General features: G+C 71.6%; 17 protein-coding genes. 8 read left to right on the top strand and 9 right to left on the bottom strand.

Annotated elements, in window-relative coordinates; genetic code table 11:
• Nucleotides 1–10: 10 nt before the first annotated feature.
• The 3 genes from BBK82_RS36440 to BBK82_RS36430 all read right to left on the bottom strand — a co-directional run bounded on the left by BBK82_RS36440 (nt 11) and on the right by BBK82_RS36430 (nt 2442).
• Nucleotides 11–496: a GNAT family N-acetyltransferase gene (locus BBK82_RS36440; RefSeq protein WP_065919014.1), complete on the bottom strand. Its 486-nt coding sequence runs from the start codon at nt 494–496 to the stop codon at nt 11–13.
• A gap of 55 nt (nt 497–551) precedes the next feature.
• Nucleotides 552–1796, bottom strand: coding sequence for a hypothetical protein (locus BBK82_RS36435; RefSeq protein WP_065919013.1), 1245 nt, complete (start codon nt 1794–1796; stop codon nt 552–554).
• Between the two features lie 67 nt (nt 1797–1863).
• Complete coding sequence (locus BBK82_RS36430; RefSeq protein WP_065919012.1) at nt 1864–2442, bottom strand: RNA polymerase sigma factor; 579 nt, start codon at nt 2440–2442, stop codon at nt 1864–1866.
• A 114-nt stretch (nt 2443–2556) separates the two neighbouring features.
• Here BBK82_RS36430 and BBK82_RS50980 point away from each other — a divergent pair, with 114 nt between their 5' ends.
• Entirely contained in the window at nt 2557–2727 is a 171-nt protein-coding gene (locus BBK82_RS50980; protein WP_154697713.1) for a hypothetical protein, read from the top strand.
• Nucleotides 2728–3215: 488 nt separating this feature from the next.
• Complete coding sequence (locus tag BBK82_RS36425; RefSeq protein ID WP_065919011.1) at nt 3216–3947, top strand: SDR family oxidoreductase; 732 nt, start codon at nt 3216–3218, stop codon at nt 3945–3947.
• A gap of 36 nt (nt 3948–3983) precedes the next feature.
• Here BBK82_RS36425 and BBK82_RS36420 read toward each other — a convergent pair whose 3' ends face one another.
• A complete protein-coding gene (locus BBK82_RS36420) occupies nt 3984–4487 on the bottom strand; it encodes a DUF2087 domain-containing protein (RefSeq protein ID WP_065919010.1) in 504 nt (167 codons plus the stop codon).
• 62 nt (nt 4488–4549) lie between these two features.
• Nucleotides 4550–5026, bottom strand: a complete 477-nt coding sequence (locus BBK82_RS36415; RefSeq protein WP_065919009.1) for a hypothetical protein — start codon at nt 5024–5026, stop codon at nt 4550–4552.
• A gap of 48 nt (nt 5027–5074) precedes the next feature.
• On the opposite strand from BBK82_RS36415, the gene BBK82_RS36410 reads away from it, so the two are divergent.
• Nucleotides 5075–6061 carry a helix-turn-helix transcriptional regulator gene (locus tag BBK82_RS36410; protein ID WP_065919008.1) on the top strand — a complete coding sequence of 329 codons (987 nt, stop codon included), beginning with the start codon at nt 5075–5077 and terminating at the stop codon, nt 6059–6061.
• Here BBK82_RS36410 and BBK82_RS36405 read toward each other — a convergent pair.
• Nucleotides 5997–6809, bottom strand: coding sequence for a DUF3626 domain-containing protein (locus tag BBK82_RS36405; protein ID WP_065921634.1), 813 nt, complete (start codon nt 6807–6809; stop codon nt 5997–5999). The genes BBK82_RS36410 and BBK82_RS36405 overlap by 65 nt on opposite strands.
• Before the next feature lie 92 nt (nt 6810–6901).
• Here BBK82_RS36405 and BBK82_RS36400 point away from each other — a divergent pair, with 92 nt between their 5' ends.
• The gene (locus BBK82_RS36400) at nt 6902–7285 is read left to right on the top strand and encodes a hypothetical protein (protein WP_065919007.1); all 384 of its coding nucleotides are present in this window, start codon (nt 6902–6904) and stop codon (nt 7283–7285) included.
• Nucleotides 7286–7350: 65 nt separating this feature from the next.
• Here BBK82_RS36400 and BBK82_RS36395 read toward each other — a convergent pair whose 3' ends face one another.
• From BBK82_RS36395 to BBK82_RS36385, 3 genes are read right to left on the bottom strand one after another with little or no spacing between them, the layout of a single operon-like run.
• Complete coding sequence (locus BBK82_RS36395) at nt 7351–7869, bottom strand: sugar O-acetyltransferase (protein ID WP_065921633.1); 519 nt, start codon at nt 7867–7869, stop codon at nt 7351–7353.
• Between the two features lie 17 nt (nt 7870–7886).
• Complete coding sequence (locus BBK82_RS36390) at nt 7887–8645, bottom strand: SWIM zinc finger family protein (protein ID WP_065919006.1); 759 nt, start codon at nt 8643–8645, stop codon at nt 7887–7889.
• Nucleotides 8645–10966, bottom strand: a complete 2322-nt coding sequence (locus BBK82_RS36385; protein WP_065919005.1) for a DEAD/DEAH box helicase — start codon at nt 10964–10966, stop codon at nt 8645–8647. The genes BBK82_RS36390 and BBK82_RS36385 overlap by 1 nt, the downstream gene beginning before the upstream one ends.
• 41 nt (nt 10967–11007) lie before the next feature.
• Here BBK82_RS36385 and BBK82_RS36380 point away from each other — a divergent pair, with 41 nt between their 5' ends.
• From BBK82_RS36380 to BBK82_RS36365, 4 genes are all read left to right on the top strand, one after another.
• Complete coding sequence (locus BBK82_RS36380; RefSeq protein ID WP_218920455.1) at nt 11008–11766, top strand: TetR/AcrR family transcriptional regulator; 759 nt, start codon at nt 11008–11010, stop codon at nt 11764–11766.
• A gap of 112 nt (nt 11767–11878) precedes the next feature.
• Nucleotides 11879–12067, top strand: a complete 189-nt coding sequence (locus tag BBK82_RS36375) for a hypothetical protein (protein ID WP_065919004.1) — start codon at nt 11879–11881, stop codon at nt 12065–12067.
• Between the two features lie 205 nt (nt 12068–12272).
• Entirely contained in the window at nt 12273–13505 is a 1233-nt protein-coding gene (locus tag BBK82_RS36370; RefSeq protein ID WP_083268381.1) for a hypothetical protein, read from the top strand.
• Nucleotides 13502–14458 (top strand): glutamate ABC transporter substrate-binding protein, encoded by a 957-nt coding sequence (locus tag BBK82_RS36365; RefSeq protein WP_065919003.1) that lies wholly within the window; start codon nt 13502–13504, stop codon nt 14456–14458. Before BBK82_RS36370 ends, BBK82_RS36365 begins: the two co-directional genes overlap by 4 nt.
• Nucleotides 14459–14479 lie beyond the last annotated feature (21 nt).

Raw genomic sequence — 14479 nt, 5'->3', positions numbered from 1 at the left:
CCCAACCCGGTCACCGCGACTCCCATTCCTGCCTGGTCAGCGCGTACTCGACGTCGCCGTGCTCGGCACCGGGCAGCGGCTCGTCCCAGTCGAGGAAGAACGTGCGCACGTACCGCAGCCCGCACTTCTCCATCACCCGCCGCGACCCGGTGTTGACCGCCATCGTGGTCGCGAAGACCCGCTCGACCCCGCCGGTGGTGAACCCGCGGGCGATCAGCGCCCGGCCGCCCTCGGTGGCGTAGCCGCGGCCCCAGAACTCGCGGTGCAGCCGGTAGCCGAGCTCGACGGTGCCCGCGCCGGCGTCCTCGAACTCGAACCAGCCGGCGAACCGGCCGGTGCCGGTCTCGACCGCGGCGAGGAAGCCGTCGGTGAGGAAGTCCCCGGCCGGTTCGCCGCCGTCGAGGAACCGCATGACCTCGGGGTCGGCGTGCAGGCGCTCGAGCTCGTCCACATCGGACGCGACGAGCGGGCGCAGCGTCAGTCGTTCGGTCTTCACGGCTCCATCGTCACGAGGCTGTCCACCGGTTTGCGCGGCGCCGGCCTCGGTCCGGTCACCGCGTGGGGGTGATGGTCTCCAGCACCGCGCCCTGCGCGTCCCGCACGACCACCCGGCCCTCCACCTGGTCGTCGGTGAACGGTGCCGCGAGTACGAAGGTGCCGTTGCCGATCACCGCCGGCACGTCGGCCCTGCCCGGCGCCGTGAAGGTGATCGACGCGACGCGCGGGTCGAGCAGCAGCCCCACCGCGGCGGTGTTCGTGCTCACGGAGCCGCCGCCGGGCAGCGGGGTGAAGTCGTAGGACGCGCGAACCGACGCCACCGTGGAGCCGGTCACGATCTCCATCCCGTCGGTGTCGCGCACGTCGTAGACCGAGGCGCCCGCCGGGTCCTCACCGTCGAGGCAGTACACCAGCAGGTCGCCGAAACGGCCGAGCACGACCGTGCTGGTGGCGCTGACCTGCGCCGTGACGCCGTGCGCGAACTGGTCGGGGTCGGGGACCGCCCTGTCGGTCAGGCAGGCGGCGAAGCGCTGCGCCTGCGGGGTGTCGCGGGCGGCGGGTGGCAGCGGGCGGTCGACGACCGACGGGGCCGGCTTCGGCACGGCCCGCACCGCGAACTCCTCGCCGTTGGCCAGCGCCTGCGTGCCGGTCTCGGCCCGCAGGTAGCCGTCGGGTGCGAGGAACAGGCCGTCCACGAGCGCGGGGCTGGTGGTGTTCTCGCCGGAGCCGGCGATCCGCCACAGGCTCAGGAACCTCATGTCCGGCGACACCAGGCCGGCCATGGCGCCGGTCGGGGTGGTGAACAGGATCTTCACCTTGCGCCTGCCCTGCTCGATCGTCGCGGGGTCCGGTGCGGAGATCGTCGTGGTGGTGGCGGTGTTCGCGCAGAAGAACACACCGGCGGGCACCCGGAACGCGGTGAGGACCGTGCCGTTGCGGTGGCTGGTCGCAACGGTCTGCCACTGGTCGACCGGCGGGTGCGACCGAGCGGCGGCGGCGCAGCGGGCCAGCACGTCGGGGGCGACCTTGCCGCGTTCGACGTGGTTGACCACGGCGCGGTCCTTGCCGACGAGCTCGCCGTTGTGGGGGACGGTGCTGGGGGCGGCGACGTCGGCCGCTCCGCCGTGGAGCGCCTGGCCCGCGAACACGGCTCCGGCGGCCAGGACGCTGACGCCGGCGGCGATCAGGGCGGCCGTGGAGGTGCTCGCGCCGGGCTTCATGCCCTCGGACACCCGGCGGCGGGCGCGCACGCGGACGTCGTCGGGGAGGGTGCGGGGCTCGGGCAGCTGGTCGATCATCGGAAGTCCTCGCGGGTCGGGCGGCCGGTGTGGTGGTCGGCCCAGGAGTGGGTGCGGGGCAGTGTCATCACGCCTGCTCACCGGTCAGGTCGCGCAGCCGGGCACGGGTGCGGGCGACGCGGGAACGGACGCTCGACTCGGTGATGCCCAGCAGGGCGGCGGCGTCGGCGGTGGACACGTCGCCGAGCAGGCAGAGCTGGGCGATCTCGCGTTCGGACGGGGGCAGCTTCGCGATCGCGGCGACGACCTGGGCCAGGCGGCGCTGGGCGTCGGTGCGGGCGGCGACGTCGTCGGCGTGGTCGCGTTCCGGTTGCGGGGCGAGCCTGCCGACCAGCCGCAGTGCGCGGCGGGAGGCACGCCACTCGGTGCGGGCGCGGTTCGCGGTCACCGTGTAGAGCCACGGCAGTGCCGAGTCGCGCACGAGCCGGGCCTCGCCGCGCGTGCGCCACGCGGTCAGGAAGGTGGCCGAGAGCAGGTCCTCCGCCTGCGACCAGGAGGCGGTCAGGCGGTAGGCGTAGTTCCACACCGCCTCGGCGTGCCGTTCGAACAGCTCGGTGAACGCGGCGTGGTCGCCCTGGGCGATCTGCTCCCACAGCCGCGGGTCCGGCGGCGGTCCCACGTCCGCTCGCTCGGTCGTCTCAGTCATCACACCTCGTCTGGCGCCGGCACCGGCCAGTGTGCTGCGTGACCCGGGTCACGCCGTCGGCGGCGGCCTGGCCCTCGTGCGAGGCATGCGAAAGCCCGATGGCAAGATCTTCTCGTGCCGATCGAGCAGCAACCCGGCAGTGCCGAGGAGACCGAGGTGTTCGCGAAGATCATGCCGGAGGAACCGAAGGCGGCACTCGCGCCGCCCGTGCGGCAGCGCAAGTCGCTGTCCCGGCGGCTCGCCCGCCGGATTCTGGGCCCTACGTTGATGACCAGGAAAGACTGAGGCTCACTACCGGTCGGGGACCTGGCCGAGCCCACCGCAGACACGGCAGGCGGTCCGGTCCTCGTTGAGCCCTGACCCGAGGCATCGGCTGCACTCCTTCACAGAAGAACAGTGTCCGCCTCTACTCCGAGTGGACGCAGCCGCCAAGCAGGGACCCTCTCGGCAATAATGGGTGACCCCCATCGTTCACGCTCGGTGATCACACCGGGGTGACAGGTCCCGCCGGAATCTCGTTGGCACGTGCGACATTGCCTGCGACGATCCCCTGCTGCTCGGCTCTCGGAAGCCGCCACCAGCCGGAGCAGCCCCGTGGGCACGGGTGTGACATCTCCTGCAGTACCAGGCCTTGGTCACCGAACACGGGTTGTTGCCACGACATGGTCCCGGACCCCTGGCACAGCGAACAGGTGTCCTCATCGCATTCCACAGGTGGTAATTACTCCACGCCGGACTGTGCGGGCAATCGCTGGATCGAGGGAGAAACGACGATGGCGGTCGTGGTCGTGACGGGAGCGGGTTCCGGGGTGGGTCGCGCGGCGGCGCGGACGTTGCTCGGAGCGGGTTTCCAGGTGGCGCTCGCCGGCCGCAAGGAGGACCCGCTGCGCGAGACCGCCGAGGGGTTCGCCGGCAGCACGCTGGTCGTGCCGACCGATGTGTCGCGGGAGGACTCGGTAAGCGCTCTCTTCGAGGCGGTGGTGGCGAAGTGGGGCCGGGTGGACGTGCTGTTCAACAACGCGGGCACCAACGTGCGCGCGACGCCGGTCGAGGAGTTCAGCCTCAGCGCGTGGGAGAAGGTCGTCGCGGTGAACCTGACGGGTGCGTTCCTGTGCGCGCGTGAGGCGTTCAAGGTGATGAAGACCCACGGCGGCGGGCGGATCATCAACAACGGCTCGATCTCGGCGACCGTGCCGCGCCCGCACGCCGTGGCCTACAACGCGACCAAGCACGCGATGACCGGGCTGACCAAGACGCTGTCGCTGGAGGGCCGGGCGCACAACATCGCGTGCGGGCAGATCGACATCGGCAACGCGGCCACCGCGCTGACCGAGCGGATGGGGCAGGGCGTGCTGCAGGCGGACTTCGAGGTGCGGCCCGAGCCGACGTTCGACGTGCAGCACGTGGCCGACGCGGTGCTGTACCAGGCCCGGTTGCCGCTCAACGCCAACGTGCAGTTCATGACCGTGATGGCCACGGCCATGCCCTACATCGGCCGGGGTTAGACCGGTCGGGTTCGGATCGGCCCGGGTCGGCCGGGGTCAGATGGGCAGGGGCTGGGCCTGGTACATGCCGCCGCCGCGTTCGAGCAGGCCGAAGTCGACGAGGTAGCGGCGGAGGGTGACGTGGTCGAGCTCTCCCCCGTCGCACCAGACCCGCAGCCGCTCGTTGATCTCCTTCTCCTCGTAGTAGGTGCGCGCGGTGAACGCGTGCGACGCGACGTGCTCGAGGATCTTGCGGCGGCGTTCGTGCGCGACCGGGAGCGAGATCAGCTTGTCGCCGCGCACGAACGGCGCGAGCCCGTCGGCGGGCACCTGCTCGGTGAGGGTGGCGGCGAGCGGTTTGAGGTCGGCCGGGCGGGCGGGGTCGCCCTCGACCAGCCCGGCCTCCCGCAGCTTCTGCAGCGCGATGCCCGCGTCCTTGACCTTGAGCCCGGACGCGGCGGCGATGTCGGCGATGGTTCCCGCGCCGAGCACGACGGCGGCGAACGCCCTCAGCCTCGACGGTTCGGCCAGCACGCGCACGACGTTCTCCGGGGTGGTCATGCCTGCGACCGTAACCGCCGCGTCCACAAGATTTCAGCGCGCTGGTGCGCCCTGCCACTCCCTCACCGGCCGACCGGCCCCTCGCTCATCGTGTCCGCGAGGTAGGCCTCGAAGTCGGGCTCGTCGGGCTCGAGCACGTGCCGCACCCACGCGGTGCGTTCGTGGGCCAGTGGCGGGAGCTCCCAGACGCAGCCGATGAGGTCCTTCGGGATGACGGTGAAGTGGGTGAGGTCGGGGTCGGTCGAGCCGAGGAACGGCTGGTCGCCGGACACGGCGGTGCGGCAGTGCAGGACGTTGTCCCAGACCCAGTTGTAGGCGTTGAGGTACATGCCCGCGGCGCTGCGGTGCAGCACGGTCACCGTGGCCGGCGGCGTCGGGTCGGCGAAGTCCGGGTAGATCTTGGGCAGGAACTCGTAGGCGGCCGCCCGGATGTCGTCGGTGATCTCCAGTCCCGGGGTGACCACCTCGTACCGCTTGACGTGCCTGCCCGCGATCAGCATCGGTTCGCGCACCGCGAGGTTCTTCTCGTAGAAGGCCATGGGTCGAACGTATGAGCTATCACTGACAACCTGTGGCAGTGTGTCCGCGTGCGTGCGAGCCGGTTGGTGTCGTTGCTGCTCCTGCTGCAGACCAAGGGGCGGATGACCGCGCAGGCGCTGGCCGACGAGCTGGAGGTCTCCGTCCGCACGATCTACCGCGACGTGGACTCCCTGCACGCGGCGGGCGTCCCGCTGTACGGCGACGCGGGCCCGGCGGGCGGCTACCAGCTGCTCGACGGCTACCGCACCCGCCTGACGGGCTTGACCGAGCAGGAGGCGGAGTCGCTGTTCCTGGCCGGTCTGCCGGGTCCGGCGGCCGAGCTGGGACTGGGCGAGGCGGTGTCGGCGGCGCAGCTGAAGCTGATGGCGGCGCTGCCGTCGTCGATGCGCGACCGGGCGACGCGGATGTCGACGCGCTTCCACCTGGACGCACCGGCTTGGTACTACGACCCGGAGCGCTCGCCGTTCCTGGAGGTGGTGGCCGACGCGGTGTGGCACGCGCGGGCGCTGGAGGTCTCCTACCGGCGCTGGCAGGCGCCGGAGGACGTGACGCGGGTGCTGCGTCCGCTCGGCCTGGTGCTGAAGGCGGGCCGCTGGTACCTGGTGGCGCTGGGGTCGTCGCGTGTCTCGACCTACCGGGTGTCGCAGATCCAGGCCGTGCGGGCGCTGGAGGAGACCTTCGAGCGGCCGGTGTTCGACCTGGCGGCGTACTGGGCGGCGTCGCTGGAGGACTTCCAGGCCCGCCAGCACACGGGTTCGGCGGTGCTGCGGCTGTCGGCGCGCGGGTGGTCGTCGTTCGCCTCGCACGTGCTGCCGGTGGTGGCGCGGGCGGCGGAGGAGTCGGCGGTGCCGGACGGGTCGTGGACGCGGGTGACGATCCCGATCGAGTCCGTCGGGCACGCGACGGGGATGGTGCTGCGGATGGGCGCCGAGGTGGAGGTGCTGGAGCCGGTCGAGCTGCGGGAGCGGGTCACGGCGGTGGTGCGGGAGCTGTCAGCGCTGTATGCGCCAGGTGGTGCCACAGGTGCTTCGTGACCTGGGGGTCGGCTGTGGCCTTGGCGAGGACGTGCGGGGTGAGGTAGCCGTTTTCCGCGATCTCCCGTCCTGACGCGACGGACTCGGGGGTGCGGAAGGTGGGGTCGAGGTCTGTTGTGGACATCCGGAACCCGTTGTGCCACTCGACCGCGGTGCCGAGGTCGTGTGCGGCTTCGTCGACCTCGGTGTCGCGGAAGGACGGGTCGAGGACGAGCGCTTCGACGTCGTCGAGGGTGACCGGGCCGTGGACGTGGGCCTCGATGTAGTCGTCGAGCGGGGCTGCGGTGCCGGCGTCGGCCAGGGCGATCAGCGGCATGTGGTGGGCGGTGCCGAAGTCGACGGGCTCGAAGACGCTGTCGGGGTAGCAGAAGGTGGTGCGGTCGAGGACGCCTTCGGTGAGGCGCAGGTGGGCCGAGCCGAACCTCGGGGCGCCGCCGAACTGGCTGCGGCGGTGGTTGAGGGCGCCGTACTTGGGTCTGGCCGCCGGTGGTGCGTGGTCGTAGGCGCCGCCGAAGAGCCGGCTCTCCCACTCCCAGCGGGCGCCGCCGGGGTGGGCGGTGAGGCCGCCGTTGCTGGTGCCGGTCTCGAACTGGGACCGGTAGACGCCGTCGCGGGCGAGCGCGGCGAGGACGCCGTGGCCGGGGTGGAAGTTCAGCGTGACGCGCAGGTCGCGTGGCAGGGGTGGGCCGGTGGAGCGGGCGGCGACGTGCGCGATGGCGTCAGCACCGGCAACGCTTCCGATAGCCATGCTCTGACTCCCCACCCACTCGGTGCGCACAGCCGGACACCGGTCCGTCCGGGCTTGATCTCCAGCGAACTGGAGGTCCTAGTGTCGGCGGTATGACCGGAACACTGCTTTTCCACAACACCATGCGCATCCGCGAGGGTCACCTGGACGAGTTCCGCGCGGCGATCGGCACAGCCGTCGAGTTCGTCCGAGAGCACGGTCCGCAGTTGATGGTGGAGGTGTTCATCGACACCGACGCGATGCTGGCGCACAGCTTCCAGCTGTACACCGACGACGAGTCGGTGCTGAAGCACTGGGAGCTGTCCGATCCCCACATCCGCGACGTGATGGAGCACTGCTCGGTGGAGCGGTTCGAGGTGTTCGGCCAGCCGGGCGAGCGGGTGCGCGCGGGATTGCGCACGCCCGGCGGGGAGTCCTTCGCCACGACCATCACCCCGCGCCTCACCGGCTTCACCCGCGTGGCCGCGAGCCGCTGACCTTCGCTGCAGCGGACCTGAGCGTCACACCTGCTCCAGGATGCCGATGCACGCGCGCGGTGGCGTCAGAGCTCCCGGATCACCCGGCACGGGTTGCCCACGGCCAGCACGCGCGGCGGAACGTCCCGCGTCACCACACTTCCCGCCCCGATCACCGCGTCGTCCCCGATCGTCACCCCCGCGCACACGATGACACCACCGCCGAGCCACACGTTGTTCCCGATGACGATCGGCGCCGCCGTCTCGTACCGCTGCCGTCGCGCCTCGTGGTCCTCGATCGGGTGCAACGCCGTGAGCAGCTGCGCGCGCGGCCCGATCGACACGTCGTCGCCGATGGTGATCGTGGCGCAGTCCATCAGGATCGCGTCGTAGTTGAGGAAGCTGTTGGCGCCCATGTGGATCTGGTAGCCGTAGTCGCACTGGAACCGCGGCATGACCCACGAGCCGGCGCCGATCGACCCGAACAGCTCCGTGATGGCCGCGTCGTCGCGAGTGGCGTTGAAGGCGTCGACGAGCTCTTGGGCGCGGCGGCGTTCGGCGACCAGCTCCGGGTCGGAGTCGCGGTAGAGCCGGCCGGTCATCATCTTCTGCTTCTCGGTGATCACCCTTCGAGAGTGCCCGAACGCAGCAGTGCGCGGGCGCGGGTCGCGGCGATCTCCATCAACGCCACCAGTTCCGCGGCGTCGAACCCCGGCGGCGGCTCGACCGCGAGCACCACAGGTGTGGTGGTCGGCAATGAAGGACGAGCAGGCAGCTCACCTGCGACAACGTCGGAAACCACCACAGGTGTTCTGGTGCCGACGGGGCCGGCGACGCGGGAGCGCAGCGCGTCGAGCAGTTCGTGTTCCGGTTTTCCCTTCAGCAGCAGCAGGACGAACGGGTCGGCGTCGAGCAGCCAGCCGACCTGGAACGCGAGTGCGGCGGCGTGGCGGCACGGGAGCTCCCAGCCGGGGCAGTCGCAGTCGGGGTCGAGGTCGCCGATGCCGGGCAGCAGGTCCACGCCGACGTCGGCGGCGGAGTCGATCAGGGAGCGGGGCATGTCGTTGTCGAGCAGGGCGGCGATGTGGCCGGACTGCTCGGCGACGCGGTCGAGGAACCGTCCCCATTGGACGGCGGTGAGCTCCGGCACGTGCACCGTGGTGCTGTAGACGGTGTCGTCGTCGTGGACCTGGGCGTGCAGGCGGCCGGGGCTCACGGTGATGGGGCCGACGACGCCGGCGTGGGCGTAGCGGCGGCCCATGCGGATGACGGCGGTGTCGAGTGCGGTGTCCTCCAGGGCCTTGACCCAGGTCTTGCCCCACCAGGTGGTGGCGACGCGGCGTGTGGTCTTGGGGAACGCGGCGAACCCGCGGGCGGTCATCAAGCGCTCCTCAGCTGCACGAGCTCGGCGAGCTCGGCGTCGGTCAGTTCGGTGAAGGCGGACTCGCCGGCGGTGAGCACGGCGTCGGCGAGGGAGCGCTTCTCGGCCAGCAACGCGGCGATGCGTTCCTCGACGGTGCCCTCGGTGACGAGCTTGTGCACCTGCACGGGCCTGGTCTGGCCGATGCGGTGGGCGCGGTCGGTGGCCTGGTCCTCGACGGCGGGGTTCCACCAGCGGTCGAAGTGGATCACGTGGTCGGCGCGGGTGAGGTTGAGGCCGGTGCCGGCGGCCTTGAGGGACAACAGGAACACCGGGGCGCGGCCGGCCTGGAAGTCCTCGACCATCTTCTCGCGCCGAGGCACGGGGGTGCCGCCGTGCAGGAACATCGTCGGCGCCGTGATGTGCTGTTCGAGCAACCGGGCCATGGCGACGTACTGGGTGAAGATCAGCACGGAGCCGTCCTCGGCGAGGATCGTGGCGAGCAGCTCGTCGAGCAGGTCGAGCTTGCCGGAGGTGCCCTGCAGGGCGTCGTGGCCGAGGTAGTGCGAGGGGTGGTTGCAGATCTGCTTGAGGCCGGTGAGGAGCTTGAGCACCAGTCCCCTGCGGGCCATGCCGTCGGCGGCGGCGATCTGGTCGAGGGTCTCGCGGGTGAGGGCCTCGTAGAGCGCGACCTGCTCGGTGGTGAGGGAGACGGGCAGGTCGGTCTCGGTCTTGGCGGGCAGCTCGGGTGCGACGCCGGGGTCGGACTTGCGGCGGCGCAGCAGGAACGGCCGCACGACGCGGGCGAGCGTGTCGTCGGGTTCGGGCCAGCGGGTGCGGAACGCGCGGTGCGTGCCGAGCAGGCCCGGTGTGGTCCAGTCCAGGATGGACCACAGTTCGCCCAGCGAGTTCTCCACCGGTGTGCCGGACAACGCGACCCGCGCTGGTGCGGGGATGGCGCGCAAGGCCTTGGCGGTGCCGGAGTGCGGGTTCTTGACGTGCTGGGCCTCGTCGGCGACGACCATGCCCCAGGCGTGCCCGGCCAGCGTGTCCGCGTCCAGGCGCATGGTGCCGTAGGTGGTGAGCACGACGCCGCGGGTGGGCAGCGTCCGTTGTGGACCGTGGTAGCGGGTGACGGGCACGCCGGGGGCGAACCGGCGGATCTCGCGTTCCCAGTTGCCCAGCAGCGAGGCCGGGCAGACGACGAGCGTCGGTTCGTCGAGGTCGCGGTGCAGGTGCAGGGCGATGAGGGTGATGGTCTTGCCCAGGCCCATGTCGTCGGCCAGGCAGGCGCCGAGGCCGAGTGAGGTCATGTGGGCGAGCCAGCGCAGGCCGTGCAGCTGGTAGTCGCGCAGGGTGGCGCGCAACACGGCGGGCTGCGCGATCTCGGGGATCTGGGTGATGGTCTGAGCGAGGTGGTGCGGGGCGACCTCGACGTGTTCGCCGTCGATCACCGCGATGCCGGTGAGTGCCGCTGTGACGGCCTGCACGGCGGAGATCGGCGCGAGCTGGGCACGGGCCTTGCGCGCGAGCTTCGGGTCCAGCAGCACCCACTGGTCGCGTAGCCGCACGACGGGTCGGCTGGCTTCGGCGATGACGTCCATCTCGGCCTCGGTCAGCGGGTCGCCGCCGAGGGCGAGCTGCCAGTGGAACGTCAGCAGCTCCCCCGCCCCGAACCGGCCGCTGGACTCGCCGATGACCGCCTTGGCGCCGAGGGTGGTGGTGAGCTCCTTGGGCCAGTGCACCTCGATGTCGCTGTCCAGCAGCGAGCCGACCTCGTCGTCGGTGAGGTCGAGGTGGTGCGGGCTGGCCTGGTCGAGCAGCCGGTGCAACGGCGCCCAGCTCGCCCGCCGGATCGCCTTGAGTGCGTCGAGCTCGCGGCCGGAGCCGGCGAGGTCGCGCGGGTGGGCGTCGGTGACCGCGCGGACCTGCAGGGTCGCCCGGAAGTCGAGGTCCAGGCGCAGCGACAGGGTGATCTGCTCGTCGGCCCAGCTCTTGAGCTCGGGTACGGCGGTGGGGTCGGCCGCGGCGAACGGTCCTTCTCCCCCGCGGGGCAGCACGTCGGCGACGGCGTCCATGAACGCGCGCAGCTCCTCGTACGAGCCGTGCGCGGCCAACGCGCGCAGGTGCAGCTCGTCGGCGTGGTCGAGCGGTCCGATCCGCCAGGTGTCGTAGCCGGTGGCGGTCACTCCGGGCACGAGCCGGCCACGGGCGACCAGCTGCAGCGCGGTCGCGGCGGCCACACCCCAGTAGTCGTCGCGCGCCAGCACCACCGGCAGGGCTTCGAGCAGGGTTTTTCCGTCGAGCTGTCCGAGGCGGGGTGGATCGGCAGGCGCGAACATACTATGTACCGTACAGCATACGGTACGGTAGTGTCGGGGTCGTGATCGAACACACGGGCAGCGGTGACCCGGCGCGCACGCTGGCGTTGCTGTGGCGCACCCAGGAGCGGACCAGCCGCAAGGGCAAGCCGGACCTGAGCGTGGACCGGATCGTGCAGGCGGGCATCGCGATCGCCGACACCGACGGCCTCAAGGCGCTGTCCATGCGCCGGGTCGCGGAGTCGCTGGGCGTGGGCACGATGTCGCTCTACACCTACGTGCCCGGCAAGGGCGAGCTGATCGACGTCATGGTCGACACCGTGCAGCAGGCCACCGGCCGCGCGGAGGCCGGCGGCTGGCGCGAGCACCTGGCGTACGTGGCGCGGGAGAACCTGGCGCTGCACCGGCGGCACCCGTGGTTGCTGCAGGTGGCGCCGTCCCGCACGGTGCTGGGCCCGCAGGTGGCGGCGAAGTACGACTTCGAGCTGCGCGGCCTGGAGGGCATCGGCCTGTCGGACGTGGAGATGGACTCGGTGCTCAACCTGGTGCTGGGCCACGTGCAGAACTCGGCGCGGGGGCTGACGGCGGCGGCGCTGACCGAGAAGGAGACGGGCCTGACCGACCAGCAGTGGTGGGACGCGGCGGCGCCGGTGCTGATGACGGTGTTCGACCCGGCCCGCTACCCGGTGGCGGCACGGGTGGGCGGCGCGGTGGGTGAGGCGCACCAGAGCGCGTACAGCCCGGAGCACTCGTTCGAGTTCGGCCTGGAGATGATCCTGGACGGAGTCGCGAAGCTGATCTCGGCGCGCCGGGTAGGTTGAGCGCGTGGACGCACAGGACTGGGTGCAGATCAGCACCTACCGCAACGTCAAGGGCGCGCCCCGGCCCACCGCCGCCCTGCGCGTTTGACTGCGTGAGCGTGGCATCGACTGGATGCCGCTGCGCGACGACCACGTGCGCATCGACCTGCTGAACTGCGGCCCGCGCGGCTGCTGGGTGCGGATCTGCGTGACCGCCGACGCGCTGCGCCCGCTCGGCCTGCACCCCGACCAGCCCACCTCACGCCCGACCGGCGTGTCACCGCCGCCGTGGTGGCACGCCGCCGAGTCGCGTGGCTGGTAGGAGCCGTGCCGCAGCTCGTCAACCCCACCCCCTGGGTCCCGGTCGGTGATCTCCGCGGTTACGTCCTGGTGACACGTCGCGGGATGAGCCGCGAATTCCCACGCGGTGTGGTCCGGATGCCTACAGTTACGCCACACGGCGTGGTGGCGATCAACGAACGGGTAACCGGGCCGCGGGACGGGCACGGGGCGCAGGAGGGCAGATCGTGGTGATCGAGGCGCACCCCCGGCAGGCGCTCGTGCGCCGGGTGACCGGTCTCGCGCGGTCGACGCCGGGGCGGTTGAGCCTGATCATCCTGCTGCTGGTGCTGGGCGCCGTGCTCAGTGGCGCGTTGACGACCTACAGCGTCATCCGGCAGGCGCAGGCGTTGGACGACCTGGCCACCCGTTCGGAGCCGCTGGCGCACGCCGCGCAGGAGGTCTACCGGGCGTTGCAGGACGCGGACGCGACGGCGGCGAGTGCGTTCCTGTCCGGTGGGCTGGAGCCGGCGCGGTTGCGGGAGCGCTACGAGTCCGACATCGAGCAGGCGCAGGCGGCGTTGTCGGTGGCCACGGCCTCCTCCCCCGAGCTCACCGCGACGCTGGCGGCGCAGCTGCCGGTCTACACGGGACTGATCGAGACCGCGCGCAGCAACAACCGGCAGGGTTACCCGGTGGGTGCGGCGTACCTGCGGGAGGCGTCGAACCTGATGCGCACGCAGCTGCTGCCGGCGGCGCAGGAGCTGTACCGGGCGGAGACCGGCCGGGTGGCCAGGGCCCAGGACGAGGCGAAGTTCCCGGTCGTCGAGGTGCTGGTGGCGCTCGCGTTCGTGGTGGGGTTGCTGCTGACCCAGCGGTACCTGACTCGCAAGACCAACCGCGTGCTCAACATCGGGCTGCTGGTCGCGACGGGCGCGGCGGTGGTGTCGCTGTTGTGGGTGACGACGGTGTCGGTGCTGGTCATGCGGGACGTGAGCGACAGCCGCGCGGTCTCGCAGCAGGTCGACGTGCTCGCGCAGGCGCGGATCGCGACGCTGACCGCCCGCGGTGACGAGACGCTGACGCTGGTGGCGCGCGGGGCCGGGCAAACCTATGAGAAGAACTTCGTGGAGGCCTCCGAGCGGCTGAAGGGCCTGCTGGGGCAGGCGGGGGCGGGTGAGTCGGTCGAGCAGGCGAAGAAGGCGTTCGAGCAGTGGCAGCAGGTGCACCAGCGGATCCGGCAGGCCGACGACGCCGGTCAGTACGCCGAGGCGGTCAAGCTGATCGACAACCCGCACTTCGACGCGCTGGACCAGGCGCTGGTCAAGGCGATCGGGCAGGCGCGGCAGGACTTCAGCGACGAGGTGGCGGTGGCGGACGCGACGCTGGCGGGCACGGTGGCCGGGGTGCTGGTGCTGTCGCTGATCAGCGCCGCCGGGTCGACGATGGGGTTGTGGCAGCGGCTCAAGGAGTACCGATGAGGCGACTGGCACTCGCGGCGGTCCTGCTGGCCGGCGCGTGCACCAGCGGGCCCGCGCCCAGCGAGGTGGTGCCGAAGGAGGCGCCGGTGCCGGTGCCGGCGGGGGCGAGCACGCTCACGAACCCGCCGTCGGCCTCCCCCGGTCCGGCACCGCAGTGCAACGCGACGGCGAGCCTGCGTCCCGGTGCGCTGCCGCCGGCCGGGCAGATGCCGGCGGGTTCCACGATGGACCGCATCCTGCAGCGCGGCCGGTTGATCGCCGGGGTGGACCAGAACTCGTACCTGATGGGGTTCCGCAACTCGTTCACCGGCGAGATCGAGGGCTTCGACGTCGACGTGGCCCGCCAGATCGCCAGGGCGATCTTCGGCGACGCGTCGAAGGTGCAGTTCAAGGTGGTCACGGCGGCGGAACGGATCGGCGTGCTGCAGCGCGGCGAGGTCGACGTGGTGGCCAGGACGATGACGATCACCTGCGAACGCCTCCAGGACGTCGACTTCTCGGCCGTGTACTACCAGGCGGGTCAGCGGGTGCTGGTGCGCCGCAACTCCGGCATCGCCGGTGTGGAGGCGCTGGGTGACAAGACGGTGTGCGTGGCGTCGGGGTCGACGTCGCTGAACAACGTGGCCGGGCGGGCGCGCACGCTGGTGTCGGTGCCGAACTGGACGGACTGCCTGGTGATGCTGCAGCAGGGGCAGGTGGACGCGATCTCCACCGACGACACGATCCTGGCGGGGCTGGCGGCGCAGGACCCGTACACCGAGGTGGTGGGGGCGCGGTTCACCGACGAGTCGTACGGCATCGGGGTGCCCAAGGGGCAGGAGGACCTGGTGCGGTTCGTCAACGGCGTGCTGGAACGCATGCGCACCGACGGCACGTGGGCGGAGACCTACCGGCGGTGGCTGGGCACGCTGGGTCCGGCGCCGCAGCCGCCGGTCGCCCGGTACCGGGACTAGGGAGGGGGCCGCGATGAGTGA

The sequence above is a fragment of the Lentzea guizhouensis genome, from assembly GCF_001701025.1.
Lineage (GTDB): Bacteria > Actinomycetota > Actinomycetes > Mycobacteriales > Pseudonocardiaceae > Lentzea > Lentzea guizhouensis.
Note: the sequence above shows the minus strand (reverse complement) of the source record. Positions and strands in the feature narration are given on the sequence as shown.